Genomic DNA, 15626 nt, shown 5'->3' with positions numbered 1-15626 from the left:
CCTACTGAAGCCGAGCTGTGACGAGGAACTCCCGGAACGCGGCTAGAACGCGGGCCGCTCGGGGTCGAGTGCGGCCCGCCCGGCCATCGTCGAGGACGCCTCGGCGAAGTGGCGGCGCGGGATGCGGCCCGCGCGGTGGGCGAGCCGGCCCGCCTCCACCGCGTGCCGCATCGCCTCGGCCATCAGGACCGGCTCCTGGGCCCGGGTCACCGCCGAGGCCAGCATCACCGCGGCGCAGCCGAGTTCCATCGCCAGTGCCACGTCGGACGCGGTGCCGGCGCCCGCGTCGAGGATCACCGGGACGTTCGCCCGGTCCACGATCAGCTCGAAGTTGTGCGGGTTGCGGATGCCGAGGCCCGAGCCGATGGGGGAGCCGAGCGGCATGATCGCCGCGCAGCCGACGTCCTCCAGCTTGCGCGCGAGGACGGGGTCGTCATTGGTGTAGGGCAGGACGGTGAACCCGTCGTCGACCAACACCTCGGCGGCGTCGAGGAGTTCGATCGGGTCGGGCAGCAGGGTGCGCTCGTCGGCGACGACCTCCAGCTTCACCCAGTGCGTGCCGAGCGCCTCGCGGGCCAGGCGCGCGGTGAGCACGGCCTCGCCCGCGGTGAAGCAGCCCGCGGTGTTGGGCAGCACCCGGATGCCGAGCCGGTCCAGGACGGAGAGCACCGAGCCCTGCACGCTCGGGTCGAGGCGGCGCATCGCGACGGTGGTGAGTTCGGTGCCGGAGACCGCGAGGGCGCGTTCCAGGACGTCGAGGCTGGGCGCCCCGCCGGTGCCCATGATCAGCCGGGAGTCGAAGGTGGTGTCGGCGATGGTCAGCAGGTCGTCGGCCATGGTCAGCCCCCCTGCACGGCGGTGAGGACCTCGACGCGGTCGCCGTCGTCGAGCGTGGTCGTCGGCCAGGCGCTGCGCGGCACGACCGTCTCGTTGACGGCGGCGGCGACCCCGGAGCGCGACGGGGTGAGGGCGGCGACGAGGAGGTCGAGGGTGGTCCCGGAGGCGAGCGCACGGGGCTCGCCGTTGACGGAGATGGTCATGCGGTCGTCAGCTCCCGAGGTGCGGAGGTGAAGCGTCGTGGGGTGAACGGGCGTGCCTCGTCGGGCAGTTCACCGGTGGCCAGGGCATGTGCCATGACATCGCCGGTGACCGCCGTGAGCAGCACGCCGTTGCGGTAGTGACCGGTGGCGAGCAGCAGCCCGGACAGCGCGGTCGGGCCGAGCAGGGGCGCGTTGTCGGGGGAGGCGGGACGCAGCCCGGCGCGGGTCTCGGTGAGCGGAAGCTCCGTGATCCCGGGCACCAACTCATGTGCGTCGCGCAGGAGTTGATAGACCCCGCCCGCGGTGACCGTGGTGTCCCAGCCGAGTTCCTCACTGGTGGCGCCGACGACCAGCTCGCCGTTCTCGCGCGGTACGAGATAGACATCGCTGCCCCGCACCACCGCCCGCACGGTCCGGGACAGGAACGGCGCGCAGGCGGGCGGCACGGTCAGGCGCAGGACCTGGCCCTTGACCGGGCGGACGGGCGGAAGAAGCTCCTCCGGTACGCCCGCGAGGCGCCCGCTGAGGCTGCCCGCGGCGAGGACCACCTGGCCGGCGGCGAGCCCGGTGCCGTCCGCCAGGACGACTCCCGCCGCCCGCTCCCGTACCACCGTGAGCCGCTCGGCCCAGCCGTGCGCGAAGCGCACCCCGGCCTCCGTACAGGCGGCTACCAGGGCCTTGGCCAGGCGGCGCGGGTCGACCTGGTGGTCGCCGTCCACGCGCAGCCCGCCGCGTACCCCGGGCGCGAGCATGGGCTCAAGGCGGCGGCAGTCGCGTCCGGACAGCCACTCCGACTCCAGGCCGCAGCGGACCTGGAGGGCGTGCAGCTCGCGCAGGTGGGCGCGGTCGTCGGAGTCGAGCGCCACGGCCAGGGTGCCGCAGGCGCGGTAACCGGTGTCGAGGCCCGTGACCTCGCTCAGCTCGGCCGCGAAGGCCGGATAGCGCCGGGCGGACTCGACGTTCAGGGCGAGCAGCGTCTGCTCGCCGTAGTGGAGTTCGGTGACGGCGGCGAGCATCCCGGCCGCGACCTGGGCGGCCCCGCCGCCCGGCTCGGGGTCGACGAGCACGACGCTCATTCCGCGCTGGGCGGCCCGCCACGCGGTGACGAGCCCGATGATGCCGCCCCCGACCACGAGGACGTCGGACCCGTTCCCGGGCCCTCGCTGTGAAGAACGCATGGGCGTCCAGCCCCTCCCTTCGCCGGCATGACCCGGATCAGGTTCGTACGGTCGGAGGCCGCCCAGCCTCCCTCTCAGCCCGGTGCGTCCGGGCTCCCGCGAGTGCTTTACGCCTGCCACCATAGCCCGAGCCCCCGGCGTGCAGTAAGGGAGCGTCCGGGCGCCCGGGAGGCGTCCGCCGCGGCCCGGCCCCTTACCTGACAAATAGTCAGCTGCTTATGGTGATCGGGTGAGCGAACAGCAGACGCAATCCGAAGCGCGGCACGTGGTCGTCGTCGGCGCGGGCATGGCCGGCGTGCAGACCGCGGTGGCCCTGCGCGAACAGGGCTTCACCGGAGCCATCACCCTCATCGGCGCCGAGCCCCACCAGCCCTACGACCGGCCCCCGCTGTCCAAGGCCGTCCTGCTCGGCAAGGCCGAGGGCTCGGCCTTCGAGGTGGACTTCGAGGCACTCGGTGTCGATCTCCGCCTGGGCCTCGAAGTCACCGGGGTGCGCCCCGAGGAGCACCGCGTGGTGACCGAGGCGGGCGAGGTGGCGTACGACACCCTCGTCATCGCCACCGGCGCCGAGCCGCTCACCCTGCCCGGCAGCCAGGGGGTGCCCGGCGTCCACCTGCTGCGCACCCTCGACGACGCGCGCCGGCTCCGCCCGGTCCTCGACCAGCGCCACCGGATCGTGGTGGTGGGCGCCGGGTGGATCGGCGCGGAGTTCGCGACGGCCGCGCGGGACGCGGGCTGCGAGGTCACCGTCGTGGAGGCCGCCGACCGCCCGCTGGCCGAGGTGCTCCCCGCCGCGGTCGCCGCCCCGATGACCGGCTGGTACACCGAGTCCGGCGCCGAACTCGTCACCGGCGCCCGGGTCCAGGCGGTCGTGCCGGGCGAGGTGCTGCTCGCCGACGGGCGCCGGCTGCCGGCCGACGCGGTCGTCATCGGCATCGGCGCCCGCCCCGCGACCGGCTGGCTGGCCGGCTCGGACATCGCGCTCGGCCCCGAGGGCGCGATCACCGCGGACGCCCGCCTGCGCACCTCGCTGCCCGATGTGTACGCGGTCGGCGACTGCGCCTCGTTCCCCTCCGCCCGCTTCGGCGAGCGCCTCCTGGTCCACCACTGGGACAACGCGCTCCAGGGCCCGCGCACGGTCGCCGCCGACATCGTGGGCGAGGCCCCCACCGACTACGACCCGGTCCCGTACTTCTGGTCCGAGCAGTTCGGCCGCTTCGTCCAGTACGCGGGCCACCACACCGACACGGACGAACTGATCCACCGCGGCGACCCGTCCTCGACGCCCTGGTCCGTCTGCTGGCTCAGGGACGGCGCCCTGGTGGCGCTCCTGGCGGTGGGCCGCCCCCGAGACCTGGCCCAGGGCCGCAAACTGATCGCCGCGAGCACCCGCATGGACCCGTCGAAGACGGCGGATCCATCGATCCCCCTGAAGTCGGCCACGCTGACGTAACGGGACCCGGGGTCACCTACAGGGGCGCGGGGAACGGCGCGAGAAGCGAGCACGGTCCGCAGCGGAAAGGGGGTTGGGGGCGCGGGGCTGTGACATTTGCGTGGCTCCGCCACGGTGGGCGCGAGCAAGGGTCCCGGGTCACCTACAGGGGCGCGGGGAACTGCGCGAGCAACCACGCACGATCCGCAGCCAGAACCGGATGGAGCCCCTCCGGCGCCTGAGGAGCGGGGGCCTGGGGGCGCCGCCCCCAGGAAGGGGCGCGGGGGCACAGCCCCCGAGGGGTCACCCCGGTACCGAGTGCCCGTGCGAGGTGGCACGCTTGGACCGTGACCGAGATTGACGCAAAGATTGATGCTCTCGTCCCCGCCTGGCTCCACCTCCCCGACATCGCGGAGATGCTGGACGTGGAGGTGACGCGCGTACGGCAGCTGGTCAAGGAGGGCCAGCTCATCGCCGTACGCCGCGGTGAGAACAGGGCGCTCCAGGTGCCCGCCGCCTTCATCGACACCGACAAGGTGGTGAAGGGCCTGACCGGGACGCTGACGCTGCTGAGGGACGACGGCTTCTCCGACGAGGAGATGCTGGAGTGGCTCTTCACTCCGGATCCGACGCTCCCCGGCACCCCCGCCGAGGCCCTCAGCGAGAATCGCGGCACGGAGGTGAAGCGCCGCGCCCAGGCGCTCGCTCTCTGAGCCGAGCCCACCCGACAGCGCCGAACGCCGCGCGGTGTACGGTCCGGTCCACCCGGCCGTACACCGCGCGGCCCGGCCGAAGACGACCACAACGGGGGACCTTCCATGCCCACGGCCCGTGAGCAGCTCGCCGATGCCCGGCTCTACCTGTGCACCGACGCCCGCAAGCGCCAGGGCGACCTGCCCGCCTTCCTGGACGCCGTGCTCGCGTCCGGCGTCGACATCGTGCAGCTGCGCGACAAGGGCATGGAGGCCGCCGAGGAGCTGGAGCACCTGGCCGTCCTGGCCGACGCCTGCCGCCGGCACGGCAAGCTGCTCGCGGTCAACGACCGCGCCGACGTGGCCCACGCCATCGGCGCCGATGTGCTGCACCTGGGCCAGGGCGACCTGCCGGTGCCCGCCGCCCGCGCGATCCTGGGCGAAGGCGTCCTGATCGGCCGCTCCACGCACGCGGAGGCGGAGGCCGCCGCGGCCGCCGTCGAGCCCGGCGTGGACTACTTCTGCACCGGCCCCTGCTGGCCCACCCCCACCAAGCCCGGCCGCCACGCGCCCGGCCTCGACCTGGTGCGTTACACGGCCTCGCTCGCGACGGACCGTCCCTGGTTCGCGATCGGCGGGATCGACGCGGCCAACCTGGACGAGGTCCTGGACGCGGGCGCGGACCGGGTCGTCGTGGTGCGGGCGATCACCGAGGCCGACGACCCGGCCGCGGCCGCCGCCGACCTCGCGCAGCGCGTCCGGGAGCGCCTCGGCGCCCGCTGAGCGGTCCGCCGTCCGAGGGGTGGACAGAAGTCCGGCAATCGAGACAATTCACCCCCGCGTGGTTGGGGTGCCGGGCCCCCGTGGCTAACCTGCCAGTATGGCCCTAGGCACTGCTTCCACCAGGACTGATCGCGCGCGCACCGTGCGCGACATGCTCGCGACCGGCGAGACCACGTATTCCTTCGAGTTCTACGCGCCCAAGACGGAGAAGGGCGAGCGGAACCTCTGGAACGCGTTGCGTCGGGTCGAGGCGGTAGCTCCCGACTTCGTCTCCGTCACCTACGGCGCCGGTGGCACCACCCGCACCGGGACCGTCGAGGCCACCCAGCAGATCGCCGAGGACACCACCCTCACGCCGGTCGCCCACCTCACCGCCGTCGGGCACTCGGTCGCCGAGCTGCGCCACACGGTCGGGCAGTACGCCGACGCCGGGATCCGCAACATCCTCGCGGTGCGCGGCGACCCGAAGGGCGACCCGATGGGCGAATGGGTCAAGCACCCCGAGGGCGTGACCTACGCGGCCGAACTGGTCTCCCTGATCCGGGAGTCGGGCGACTTCTGCGTCGGCGTCGCGGCCTTCCCCGAGATGCACCCCCGCTCCGCGGACTGGGATTCCGACATCCGGAACTTCGTGGACAAATGCCGGGCCGGTGCGGACTACGCCATCACGCAGATGTTCTTCGAGCCGGAGAACTATTCCCGGCTGCGCGACCGGGTCGCGGCGGCCGGCTGCGAGACCCCGATCATCCCCGAGGTCCTGCCCGTGACCAGCGTGAAGCAGCTGGGGCGACTGCCGCAGCTCAGCAACGCGGTCTTCCCGGCGGAGCTCCGGGACCGGATGCTTGCGGCCAAGGACGACCCGGCCGCTGTACGCTCCATGGGCATCGAGTTCGCCACCGAGTTCTGCTCGCGGCTGCTCGCCGATGGCGTTCCCGGGTTGCACTTCATTACCCTCAACAACTCCACGGCGACGCTCGAAATCTACGAGAATCTCGGCCTGCACCAGCAGGCGTAGCCGGAAACCGGTACCCGGGTCAGGGGACAGCTGTACCCGGGGCAGGAGAATGAGGGGCGTACATGGGCTGGACGGTCCTCTACATCGCGTTCGGAATCGTGGCGCTGTGGCTGCTCGGCGAGGTGCTGTTGCAGTACAAGGCGCGGCTGCGCTGGCGGCTGCTCGCCTTCACCGGCTTCCTCGGCGTGGTCGTCGGCGTCCTCGTCCCGTCCGTCTTCGTGATCATCCTGGGCGCGATCGCCTTCGCCGTCGGACAGGCGTATGTGACCCTGTCCTTCCGCAAGGGCTTCTCCACCGGCTGGGCGATCGGCGGCCGGCCCGGCGCCAGCCGCCGCCGCAGGGCGGGCCGCCGGGGCGCCCCCGAGGCGGAGCCGGTCCTGGAGGTCTCGGACCTCCAGTACGAGGAGGCCACCGAGGCGGCCCCCCTGGACGCCAACGACCTTGCGGCGCAAGCCGATTCGGTCTACGCGCCGCTGCCCGTGCCCGAAGACACCGGCCAGTACGGCATCTACGGCGCCGCTCAGCAGCCCGAGGCCCAGCCCCAGTACGGCGCCTACGACCCGCAGCAGCCGTACGCCGACCCGTACGCCCCGCAGTACGACGAGACGGGTGCCGGGCAGCAGCAGTACGCCGCCTACTCGGACCCGTACATCGGCAACGGCGGCCAGGCGTACGGCGCTTACACCGGCTACGACAGCTTCGGCGGCCAGCAGTCCTACCCCGATCCGCTCGCCGCGCAGTACGGGACGGACACCCCGCCCGGTGGCGTCTGGGTGCCGCAGCAGCGCGACGGCGACTACCCGCCCTACGAGCAGCAGCAGGCCCAGCCGCCGTACGACCCGAACCACGCGGGCCGGCAGAACCACCAGCAGAACCACCAGAACCACCCGGACGCGCCGCAGCACCCCGAGCAACAGCCCTACCGCTACTGACCGTTGGCCGGGCGGGGTGCACGGCTCACTGCGAGCCCCGGAAGTCGTCCCCCTCCACGATCAGGCCGGCCACGAGAGCGCCCGACATCCCGGTGTGCGCGAGCCCGCCGCCCGGGTGCGCCCAGCCGCCCGCGAGGTGCAGCCCCGGCAGGGCGGTGGTGTTGGACGGGTGCAGGAACGCGGCCCCGGCCCCGGCAAGGGAGGGCGCGGGCACCGAGCCGCCCTCGGCGCCGGTCGTGTCCGCGAGGTGTGCCGGGGTGCGGGACTCGTGCCAGAGGAGGCGCTCACGCAGATCGGGCACGGCCCGTGCCGCGGCCGCGATCAGCTCGTCGGTGCGGCGCCGCACCTGGGCCCCGTCCGTCCAGTCGACCGGGCCGTGCGGCGCGACCGTCGCCGTCAGCGTCAGCGCCTCGTGGTCGTCGTCGGGGCGCACCGCCGGGTCGTCGGGGCGCAGCACCGTGACCGTGGGCGGCGCGTGCTGCGGGCCCGCGAAGGCCGCGCGGGCCTCGGCCGGGGCGTCCGGCGAGTGCACCACCGTGCGGTGCGCGGCGCCGGCCGGGCGGGCGCCGCGCAGGGCGAGCAGCACCGTGAAACGGCTCGGCCGGACCCCGGCGGCCGGACGGACCGTGCCGGCCGCCCACAACTCCCGGCCGGGCAGCATCCGTTCGAGCCCGCGCGGGTCGGCGCCGCACACCACGTGGTCCGCCTGCGCCACGGTGCCGTCGGCCAGCTCCACCCCGGCCGCCCGGCCGTCCTTCTCCACGATCCGCCGCACCTCGGCGCCGAAGACGAACGCGACCCTGCGGGCCACACACCGCTCGTGCACCGCACGCGCCAGCTCCCGCATGCCGCCGCGCACATACCAACTGCCGAAGGTCTGCTCCATGTACGGCAGCACGGCCGCGGCCGCCGGAGCCGTCCGCGGATCGAGGCCGTACTCCAGGGCGCAGCCCTCCAGGAGCGCGCCGAGCCGGCCGCCGCCCAGCTCCCACGCGGCGACCTCGCCGAGCGTCGCCGCCTGCCGGGGCGCGCGCAGCAGCCTGCGCTGCCTGGGCGCGGGGTAGGGCTCGCGGGCCAGCACCTCCCAGTTGGGCCACAGCGGCTCCTCCAGGAGGGGCCTGCGCGTGCGGTCCCAGGCCTCGCGGGCGCGGATCAAAAAGGCTCCCCAGCGCTCGCCCGCGCCCTCGCCCAAGGCCTCGTCCAACGCGGACATCACGCCCGCGCGCGAGGCGTTGGGCAGCGTGACCTCGCTGCCGTCGGGGAAGACGTGGCGCGCGGCCGGGTCGACCGGAGCCAGCTCGACGACGCTCTCCAGCGGCTCCTTGCCGGTCTTCACGAACAGGTCCCGGTAGACCGCGGGCAGCCGCAGCAGACCGGGGCCGGTGTCGAACACGAAACCGTCCCGCTCGAACCGTCCCAGCGCGCCGCCGTACGTCGACGAGCGCTCGTACACCGTCACCCGGTGGCCTGCCACGGCCAGCCGGGCAGCAGCCGCCATGGCGCCCACACCGGCGCCGATCACCGCAATCCGTGCCATGCCGGCGACTTTATCCGCCGCCACTGACACCTCACTCCGGCGGGCGCGGAACCCCCGCCGCCAGCCGCTTCTCCTCCCGGCGCTGTGCCCTGCGCCGCCTGAACCGGCGGATCTTCCGCCACAGGACGACCAGTATCACGAGGCCGATGAGCAGCAGGGTGCCCGCGATCACGGCCGCCGCGAGCGGATGGAAGATCGCGAAGCTTATGAGCCCGGCGACTCCCAGGTCCTCCGCCGTGCTCAGCGCGATGTTGCTGAACGGCTCGGGCGAGGTGTTCACCGCCATCCGGGTCCCGGCCTTGACCAGATGGCTCAGCAGCGCGGTCGAGCCGCCCACCGCACCGGCCGCGAGATCGGGCAGCGAACCGTTCTGCCCGGCGAGCAGCGCCCCGACGACCGCGCCCGCGATCGGCCGGATCACCGTGTGCACGGAGTCCCAGACCGAGTCGACGTACGGGATCTTGTCGGCGACCGCCTCGCACAGGAACAGCACGCCGGCCGCGATCAGGACATCGGGCCGCTCAAGCGCGGCGGGCACCTGGTCGCTGAGGCCGGTGGCGCCGAAGAGGCCGAGCAGCAGGACCACCGCGTACGCGTTGACCCCGCTCGCCCAGCCGCTGGTGAACACGAGGGGGAGTACGGACACGATCGCGATGGTAACCAGATCGGGCCGCCCCCGAATGAGCTTGGCCGCGGAGGTATGAGTATCCGTACTCAGGACGTGAGATGAGTACCTGAGCGGATGGGCTTCCACCTGCGGGGACGGGAAGGTGGAGACCACGGAAGGGGCGCGGCGCCGGTACCGCCGACACGGGGTGGCGGAACCGGCGCGGCTCCCCGAACGTGATGAGGTACGGGGGGACGTACGGGGGAAGCGCCGGGCCGGTGCGGTTCATGGGGGAATGAGCCGCACCGGCCCGGCGTGCTTCCGCTTCCGGCCGTGCGCCGCGCCCGCCCGTGTCGGGGGCCGAGCGCCGCTAGCGCCCGCTGACCCTGCCGTGCAGCAGCCTGGAGAGCGCCGCGTGGACGTCGTCCAGGGAGCGTTCGCTCTGGAAGGCCTGCCAGTCCAGGGCGGCCACCAGGACCATCCCGACCAGGGCCGCGGCCGTCAGCGGGATGTCGATCTCCTCGCTCAGCTCGCCCGCGCCGACCGCGTCCCGCAGCACCGTCTCCACGACGGCGACCGCCTCGCGGCGCACCACCAGGAGGGTGGACTGCCAGGCGCGGTTGGTGCGCCACAGCTCGGCCACGTAGAGCTGGGTGAAGGCGGGGTAGCGGTGGATGAAGTCCAGGCCGGCCCGGATCATCGCGTCCAGGGCCTCGACCTTGGTGCCGCCGCGCTCGTCGGTCTCGTCCGCGGCCGCCTGCAAGGACGCGGTCAGCAGCCCCACGCCGTGCCGCAGCAGCTCCTCGAACAGCTCGGTCTTGCTCTTGAAGTTGTAGTAGACCGTGCCCTTGGCGACCCCGGCCCGCTCGGCGATCTCGTCCACCGTGGTGGCCGAGAAGCCCTGTTCGGCGATGAGCGTCACGGCTGCCTCGTACAGCTTCTGCCGGGTCGCCTGCCGTCTGGTGCTGCTGCTCTCCATGGCGTCGATTCTCACAGGCTCAGCTCGGGGTGCAGCCGGTCCAGCGACCACACCTGCTTCTGCCGGGCGGACAGCGCGGTCAGCGCGAGGGCGCCCACGGTGAAGGCGGTCAGGACCGCGCAGCCCTGCCACACCACGCCCAGGTCGCCGCCGCTGATGAGCCTGCGCAGGCCGTCCACGACGTAACTCATGGGCAGGTACGGGTGGATGGCGTTGAAGAAGGCCGGGCTGGTCTGGACGGGGTAGGTGCCGCCCGCCGACGTCAGCTGGAGCATCAGGACGGCCAGCACCAGGATGCGCCCGGCCGCCCCGAACTTGGCGTTCAGCCACTGCACGATCGCCGTGAAGCAGCAGGCGGTGAGGGCCAGATAGCCCAGCGTCCCGGCCGTGCGCTGCATTTCGAGGCCGAGCCCGAAGTGCAGCACCGCCATCAGCGCGGCGATCTGGGCGAGCCCGATGGCCGCCACCGGCAGCCAGCCCGCGAAGGCGATCCGCCAGGCCGAGGCGCCGGCCGCGAGCGCGCGCCGGTTGAGCGGCTGGATCAGCATGTACGCGACCATCGCGCCCACCCACAGGGAGAGCGGGATGAAGTACGGGGCGAAGCCGGTGCCGTAGTTGGGCGCCTTGTGCATCGCCTGCGAGGCCAGCTTGACGGGGTCGGCCATCACCTCGGTGCGCTGGTCGCGCTGCTGCTTGTCGTAGTCCGGGATCTTCCCGACGCCGTCGTGCAGGCCGTCGGACAGCTTGACCGAGCCGTCGGAGAGCTTCACGATCCCGCCGTCCAGGTCGCCCGCGCCCTTCTCCAGCTTGCCGACGCCCGTGTCGAGGTCGGTGGAGCCCTTCTTGGCGGTGCCGAGGCCGGTGTGGATGTCGGTTGCGCCCTTGGCGACGTCGTGCGCGCCCTTGTTGAGCTTGTTGACGTCGGCGACCTGCTTGTTCAAGTCGCCGGCCAGGTGCGGCGCCTTGGCGGCCAGGTCCCGGGCCTTGGTCTGGAGGTCCTGGAGGCTCTTGTCGAGCTTCTTGAAGTCACCCCCCTGGTCCTTGACGAGGTTGTTCACGTCCGCGGTGAGGGTCGCGCCGGTGGCCATCGCCTTCTTGGCCTCCTTCAGCTTCGGGCAGACCTGCCCCTCGGTGGACGTGTCCCCACAGAGCTGCTGGTAGAGGTTGTCCAGGTCCCGGGACGCCTTGGCGGTGCCGGCCGCGGCGCCGGGTGCGAGGTCGATGATGTGCGTGAGCTGGTCGCGCACCGGCTGGATCGAGTCCGCGAGGAGCTTCGCCGCGTCGCCGACGGTCTTGCCGTTGTCCTTGAGGTACGGACGTGCCTGGCCGGCCGCCGCGTTGACCTTGTCCGCGAGTTGCTGGGTGCCGTCGGCGACCTGCTGGGCGCCGCCGGCCAGGGTGCCCGCGCCGGAGTCGAGCTTGGCGATGCCGTCGGCCAGCTTGCTGCTGCCGTCCTTGGCGTCCTGGAGGCGATCGGCCAGTTCCTTGGCGCCGTCCTTGGCCTTGCCGAGTCCGTCCTTGAGGTCGCCCGCGCCCTTGGCGGCCTTCGCGGTCTGGTCGTGGAGGTCGGCGAACGAGATGAAGATCTTGTCGAGGAACGACCGGGACGCCTTGGTGGAGGCGGCGGCGCGCACCTCGGCGAACACCGTCCGCGAGATCGACCCCACGATGTAGTTGTTCGCGTCGTTGGTGTGCACCTGGAGCGCGCCCGTCTCGGGGGCCTGGCCGGAGCTGGACGCGATCCTCCTGCTGAAGTCGGCGGGCATCGTCAACGACAGGTAGTACGTGCCCTTTTCGAGGCCCTTGCGCGCCTCGGCGTCACTGACCTCGTGCCATTCGAAGGTCTTGCTGTCGAGCAGCTTCTTGCTGAGCTCGTCGCCGACCTTGAGCTTCTGTCCGGCCGCCTCGGCCCCCTGGTCGTCGTTGACGAGCGCCACGGGTATGCGGTCGAGACGGCTGTAGGGGTCCCAGAACGAGCACAGGTAGAGCGCGCCGTACAGCAGCGGCAGCAGAAGCAGCGCGACCAGGGCCGCCCTCGGCAGCTTCCCCCTGCCGAACCGCTTCAGCTCAAGCGCTGCCAGTCGTGGCGAACGCATCCGCCGCCCCCTCCTCGTTCGTGGCCCCGTCCTCGGCGCCGGGTTCCGTCGTCACGGTGATGTCGGCCTCGGCGGGTGCCTCGCTGCACACCGCGAGGACCGTGGTGCCCGCGTCCGCGAGCGAGCGCAGCAGCGCCCAGGCGGCCCCGCGTTCGCCGTCCGACAGCTTCATGTCGGTGTCGTCGACCGCCAGCAGCCGTGGCCGCTGGATCAGCGCGAGGGCCACGCTCAGGCGCAGCGCCTCCAGGCGTTCGAGATCGCGTACGGAGGTGCGGTCGCCCTTGGGCAGCGAGCCGAGGTCGAGGCCCGCCCCGGCCAGCGCCTCGTCGATGAGGCCGCGGGACTCGGCCCGCCGCCGGGCGGGGGAGCGCAGCAGCGCGCGGAGCGAGCCGTCGTAGCGGCGCCGCAGCATCACCCGCTCGCGCAGGTGCTCGGCCACGGTGAAGGCCGGGTCGAGCTCGCTCACCCCGGGCACCTGGCCGAGCGCGCTGATCCGCCGCACGGCGGCCATCTTGCGGGGCAGCTGATGGTCGGCCACCCGCGCCCAGCCCTCGGCGGGCTTCATGCGGCCGGTGAGGGCGAGCAGCAGGCAGGTACGGCCGGAACCGGAGGGGCCCGCGACCGCGATGAGCGAGCCGGGGGCGGCGTCCAGGGACACCCCCCGGAAGGCCCAGCCGCGCGGCCCCTTGAGCCCGAAGCCCTCGGCACGGATCGCCGCGCCGGTCACTTCCGCGTGCGGGCTGTCCACATTCCCCCCTGCTCTGCGCGTCCCCGGACCGGAACCCCGGCCCCTCGCCGAACTGCCACATCTTTGAACTGACTGGTCAGTACAAAAGATAGCCCGAACCTGCATACGAGGCAAAGGAGCAGGTCAGAGCGTGATCCGAGTCGATTGTCAGTGGCCACCCTCACGATGGACACATACGGCCACAGTGCCGTCACACGACGACAGGAGGTTCGTCATGGCCAGCTCCCACGCAGCAGCTGTACCCCGGCGCCGCGCAAGCAGCCCTGCACCCTCACTGAACGGTCCGGCGGGAGGCCCCGCGAACGACGTCCATCCGGTGCTGCGCCGCGAGGGCGCACCGCCCGCCGCCCTCGACCTGCTCGCCCAGGCCCGCGGCGGCCTGGACGAGGCGGCCGCCCTCGACGCCCCCAACGAGCGGTACGCGACGGCCCATCTGGCCGCGCTGCGCACCGCGGCAGCCGTCCTCGCCGCCCGTGGCCGGCCCGAGACCGGCCCGCGCCGCCGCCACCGCATCCGCAGCGCCTGGGAGGTGCTGCCGGAGATAGCGCCCGAACTGACGGAGTGGAGCGCCCTGTTCGCCTCGGGGGCGGACCGGCGGGCCCGCGCCGAGGCCGGCATCCGGGGAGCGGCCTCCACCCGGGACGCGGACGATCTGCTCCGCGACGCGGCGATGTTCCTGCGCCTGGTCGAGCGACTGCTCGTCCTCCAGCCGGTACTGCCCCAGCCGAGGCCGCGCGAGCCGGAGGCGGCGCGGGCCGAGGAGCGGGGGGTGGGCTGACCGGCGGCGGAGCCCCTGGACACCGCCGGGCACGGCGGCCCGCGGCTGATCCGGTGCGGGCCGGGGAGGCAATAGGGTGGACGGGTCTTCACCCTTCACACGCCGCGTCCGCGGCGGCACCGCGCCGAGGAGTCAACTGCCGTGTCGGACCCCATGCGCCCCCGCGCCTCCCTTCGTACCGCCGTGGTCTGGGAGGTTCTCAAGGAAGCGCTCGACCGCCGGGTCAAGGTGACCGGTCGCGAGGCCCTGGACGTCCTGGACACCGGCGGCGGCTCCGGCAACTTCGCGGTCCCGCTGGCCGCGCTCGGCCACCGGGTCACCGTGGTCGACCCCAGCCCCAACGCGCTGTTCGCGCTGGAGCGCAGGGCCGCCGAGGCCGGGGCGGCCGAGCGGGTGCAGGGCGTCCAGGGCGATGTGCTCGGCCTCTTCGACGTGGTCGAGCGCGGCGGCTACGACGCGGTGCTGTGCCACGGCGTCCTGGAGTACGTCGAGGACCCGGCGGAGGGCGTGCGCAACGCGGTGGACGCGCTGCGGCCCGAAGGCGCGCTCAGCCTGCTCGCGGCGGGTCTCGGCGGCGCGGTGCTCTCCCGCGCGCTCGCCGGGCACTTCACCGAGGCCCGGCACGCGCTCTCCGACCCGGCGGGCCGCTGGGGCGACGGCGACCCGGTGCCGCACCGGTTCACCGCCGAGCAGCTCATCGAGCTCGTCGGCGCCGCCGGGGCCGCCGCCGGTGCGGTGCACGGCGTCCGGGTCTTCGCGGACCTGGTGCCCGGTGTCCTGGTGGACACCGAGCCGGGCGCCCTGGACGCACTCCTCAAGCTGGAGGCCGCGGCGGCCGAGCTGCCCGCCTTCCACGCCGTCGCCACCCAGCTGCACGTACTGGGCGAGAAGCGCGGCTGACTCCGCTCCGGTGGCCCCCGACGGGCTGATCAGCGACGCTGTGCCGCATGGAGTACGCCACAGGCCCCCCGATCGGCGGCTTCGCCCCGTATGATCGGGGGACACCGTCCGGCATGACGGATCGGCTCTTGGGGAATTGAATCTCCACAGCCGAGCCGCCGTGGCGGCCCGGCTGGCGATTTGGCGTAGAGGGCGGGTTTCACGGGGGCGATTCCCTGCCTATCCTGAAGGGGCCGCATCCGGTCGCCCCCCGCGACCGACGAGTAGGAGGACTCCGTGCCGCTCTCGGAGCACGAGCAGCGCATGCTCGAGCAGATGGAGCGAGCGCTGTACGCCGAAGATCCCAAGTTCGCGACAGCGCTTGAGGGAAGCGGGCTGCGTACGTACACCCGGCGACGGGTCTACCAGGCGGTCGCCGGCTTCCTGGTGGGTATCGCGCTCCTCATGGCAGGAATGGTCGCGCAGCAGATCTGGATCAGTGTGGTGGGATTCCTCGTCATGCTCGGATGTGCGGTGCTCGCGGTCACCGGGTGGCGCAAGGCGCCGCGTCCCGGTGAGGTGCGTTCCGGTGGTTCCGCCGCGCCGCGGCAGGCTCGTCAGCGGCGCTCGATGATGGACCGGATCGAGCAGCGGTGGCAGCGTCGCCGCGACGAGGGGCGCTAGCCCCGCCCCGTTCTGACCTGAACCACAGGGGCGGTCACCTTTCACGAGGTGGCCGCCCCTGCGGCGTACCCGACCCCCTGGGGCTTCGCCCCCGACCTCCACTTTGTCTGCGGCCCGGTGGGGGCCGTTCGCGCAGTTCCCCGCGCCCCTGAACCCGTTGTCGTCCGTCCACCGTGCGGGGCCATTCGCGCAGTTCCCCGCGCCCCTGTAGGTGGAGCAGGACCCCCGGTCGCGCCCACCGCGGCG

The 15626-nt window shown here is 73.1% G+C and carries 16 protein-coding genes and 1 riboswitch; of the genes, 8 read left to right on the top strand and 8 right to left on the bottom strand.

From position 1 onward, the window contains the following. Positions 1-42: 42 nt before the first annotated feature. From CG740_RS09755 to thiO, 3 genes are all read right to left on the bottom strand, one after another. Positions 43-837, bottom strand: coding sequence for a thiazole synthase (locus tag CG740_RS09755; protein WP_100574612.1), 795 nt, complete (start codon positions 835-837; stop codon positions 43-45). Between the two features lie 2 nt (positions 838-839). Beyond that, positions 840-1040: a sulfur carrier protein ThiS gene (gene thiS, locus CG740_RS09750; protein ID WP_100574611.1), complete on the bottom strand. Its 201-nt coding sequence runs from the start codon at positions 1038-1040 to the stop codon at positions 840-842. After that, entirely contained in the window at positions 1037-2218 is a 1182-nt protein-coding gene (gene thiO, locus CG740_RS09745) for a glycine oxidase ThiO (RefSeq protein WP_100574610.1), read from the bottom strand. The genes thiS and thiO overlap by 4 nt, the downstream gene beginning before the upstream one ends. Then, positions 2216-2328: riboswitch (TPP riboswitch) on the bottom strand. (Overlaps the previous gene by 3 nt.) A gap of 119 nt (positions 2329-2447) precedes the next feature. On the opposite strand from thiO, the gene CG740_RS09740 reads away from it, so the two are divergent. The 5 genes from CG740_RS09740 (at position 2448) to CG740_RS09720 (ending at position 7072) form a co-directional block, all read left to right on the top strand. Continuing rightward, positions 2448-3671 (top strand): NAD(P)/FAD-dependent oxidoreductase, encoded by a 1224-nt coding sequence (locus CG740_RS09740; protein ID WP_100574609.1) that lies wholly within the window; start codon positions 2448-2450, stop codon positions 3669-3671. 326 nt (positions 3672-3997) lie between these two features. Then, a complete protein-coding gene (locus CG740_RS09735; protein WP_100574608.1) occupies positions 3998-4363 on the top strand; it encodes an Rv2175c family DNA-binding protein in 366 nt (121 codons plus the stop codon). A 105-nt stretch (positions 4364-4468) separates the two neighbouring features. After that, positions 4469-5125, top strand: coding sequence for a thiamine phosphate synthase (gene thiE / locus CG740_RS09730; RefSeq protein ID WP_100574607.1), 657 nt, complete (start codon positions 4469-4471; stop codon positions 5123-5125). A 97-nt stretch (positions 5126-5222) separates the two neighbouring features. Then, positions 5223-6140 (top strand): methylenetetrahydrofolate reductase [NAD(P)H], encoded by a 918-nt coding sequence (metF, locus tag CG740_RS09725; protein ID WP_100574606.1) that lies wholly within the window; start codon positions 5223-5225, stop codon positions 6138-6140. A gap of 62 nt (positions 6141-6202) precedes the next feature. After that, positions 6203-7072: a hypothetical protein gene (locus CG740_RS09720; protein WP_234376162.1), complete on the top strand. Its 870-nt coding sequence runs from the start codon at positions 6203-6205 to the stop codon at positions 7070-7072. Positions 7073-7097: 25 nt separating this feature from the next. On the opposite strand, the gene CG740_RS09715 is transcribed toward CG740_RS09720, so the two are convergent. From CG740_RS09715 to CG740_RS09695, 5 genes are all read right to left on the bottom strand, one after another. Next, entirely contained in the window at positions 7098-8609 is a 1512-nt protein-coding gene (locus CG740_RS09715; protein WP_100574605.1) for a phytoene desaturase family protein, read from the bottom strand. Positions 8610-8640: 31 nt separating this feature from the next. Next, positions 8641-9255, bottom strand: coding sequence for a DUF4126 domain-containing protein (locus CG740_RS09710; RefSeq protein ID WP_100574604.1), 615 nt, complete (start codon positions 9253-9255; stop codon positions 8641-8643). A gap of 331 nt (positions 9256-9586) precedes the next feature. Next, positions 9587-10195 (bottom strand): TetR/AcrR family transcriptional regulator, encoded by a 609-nt coding sequence (locus CG740_RS09705; RefSeq protein ID WP_100574603.1) that lies wholly within the window; start codon positions 10193-10195, stop codon positions 9587-9589. Positions 10196-10206: 11 nt separating this feature from the next. Next, entirely contained in the window at positions 10207-12291 is a 2085-nt protein-coding gene (locus tag CG740_RS09700) for a YhgE/Pip domain-containing protein (protein ID WP_100574602.1), read from the bottom strand. After that, a complete protein-coding gene (locus CG740_RS09695; protein WP_100574601.1) occupies positions 12263-13039 on the bottom strand; it encodes an ATP-binding cassette domain-containing protein in 777 nt (258 codons plus the stop codon). The genes CG740_RS09700 and CG740_RS09695 overlap by 29 nt, the downstream gene beginning before the upstream one ends. Before the next feature lie 214 nt (positions 13040-13253). Here CG740_RS09695 and CG740_RS09690 point away from each other — a divergent pair, with 214 nt between their 5' ends. From CG740_RS09690 to CG740_RS09680, 3 genes are all read left to right on the top strand, one after another. Further along, positions 13254-13817 carry an SAV_6107 family HEPN domain-containing protein gene (locus CG740_RS09690; protein ID WP_100574600.1) on the top strand — a complete coding sequence of 188 codons (564 nt, stop codon included), beginning with the start codon at positions 13254-13256 and terminating at the stop codon, positions 13815-13817. Between the two features lie 141 nt (positions 13818-13958). Then, positions 13959-14717 carry a class I SAM-dependent methyltransferase gene (locus tag CG740_RS09685; protein ID WP_100574599.1) on the top strand — a complete coding sequence of 253 codons (759 nt, stop codon included), beginning with the start codon at positions 13959-13961 and terminating at the stop codon, positions 14715-14717. A gap of 276 nt (positions 14718-14993) precedes the next feature. Continuing rightward, positions 14994-15380: a DUF3040 domain-containing protein gene (locus tag CG740_RS09680; protein ID WP_100574598.1), complete on the top strand. Its 387-nt coding sequence runs from the start codon at positions 14994-14996 to the stop codon at positions 15378-15380. The last annotated feature ends 246 nt before the right edge of the window (positions 15381-15626 follow it).

Source organism: Streptomyces sp. CB01201 (genome assembly GCF_002803085.1).
GTDB lineage: Bacteria > Actinomycetota > Actinomycetes > Streptomycetales > Streptomycetaceae > Streptomyces > Streptomyces hundungensis.
The sequence above is the reverse complement of the archived record's forward strand: the minus strand, read 5'-3'. Positions and strand labels throughout refer to the sequence as shown.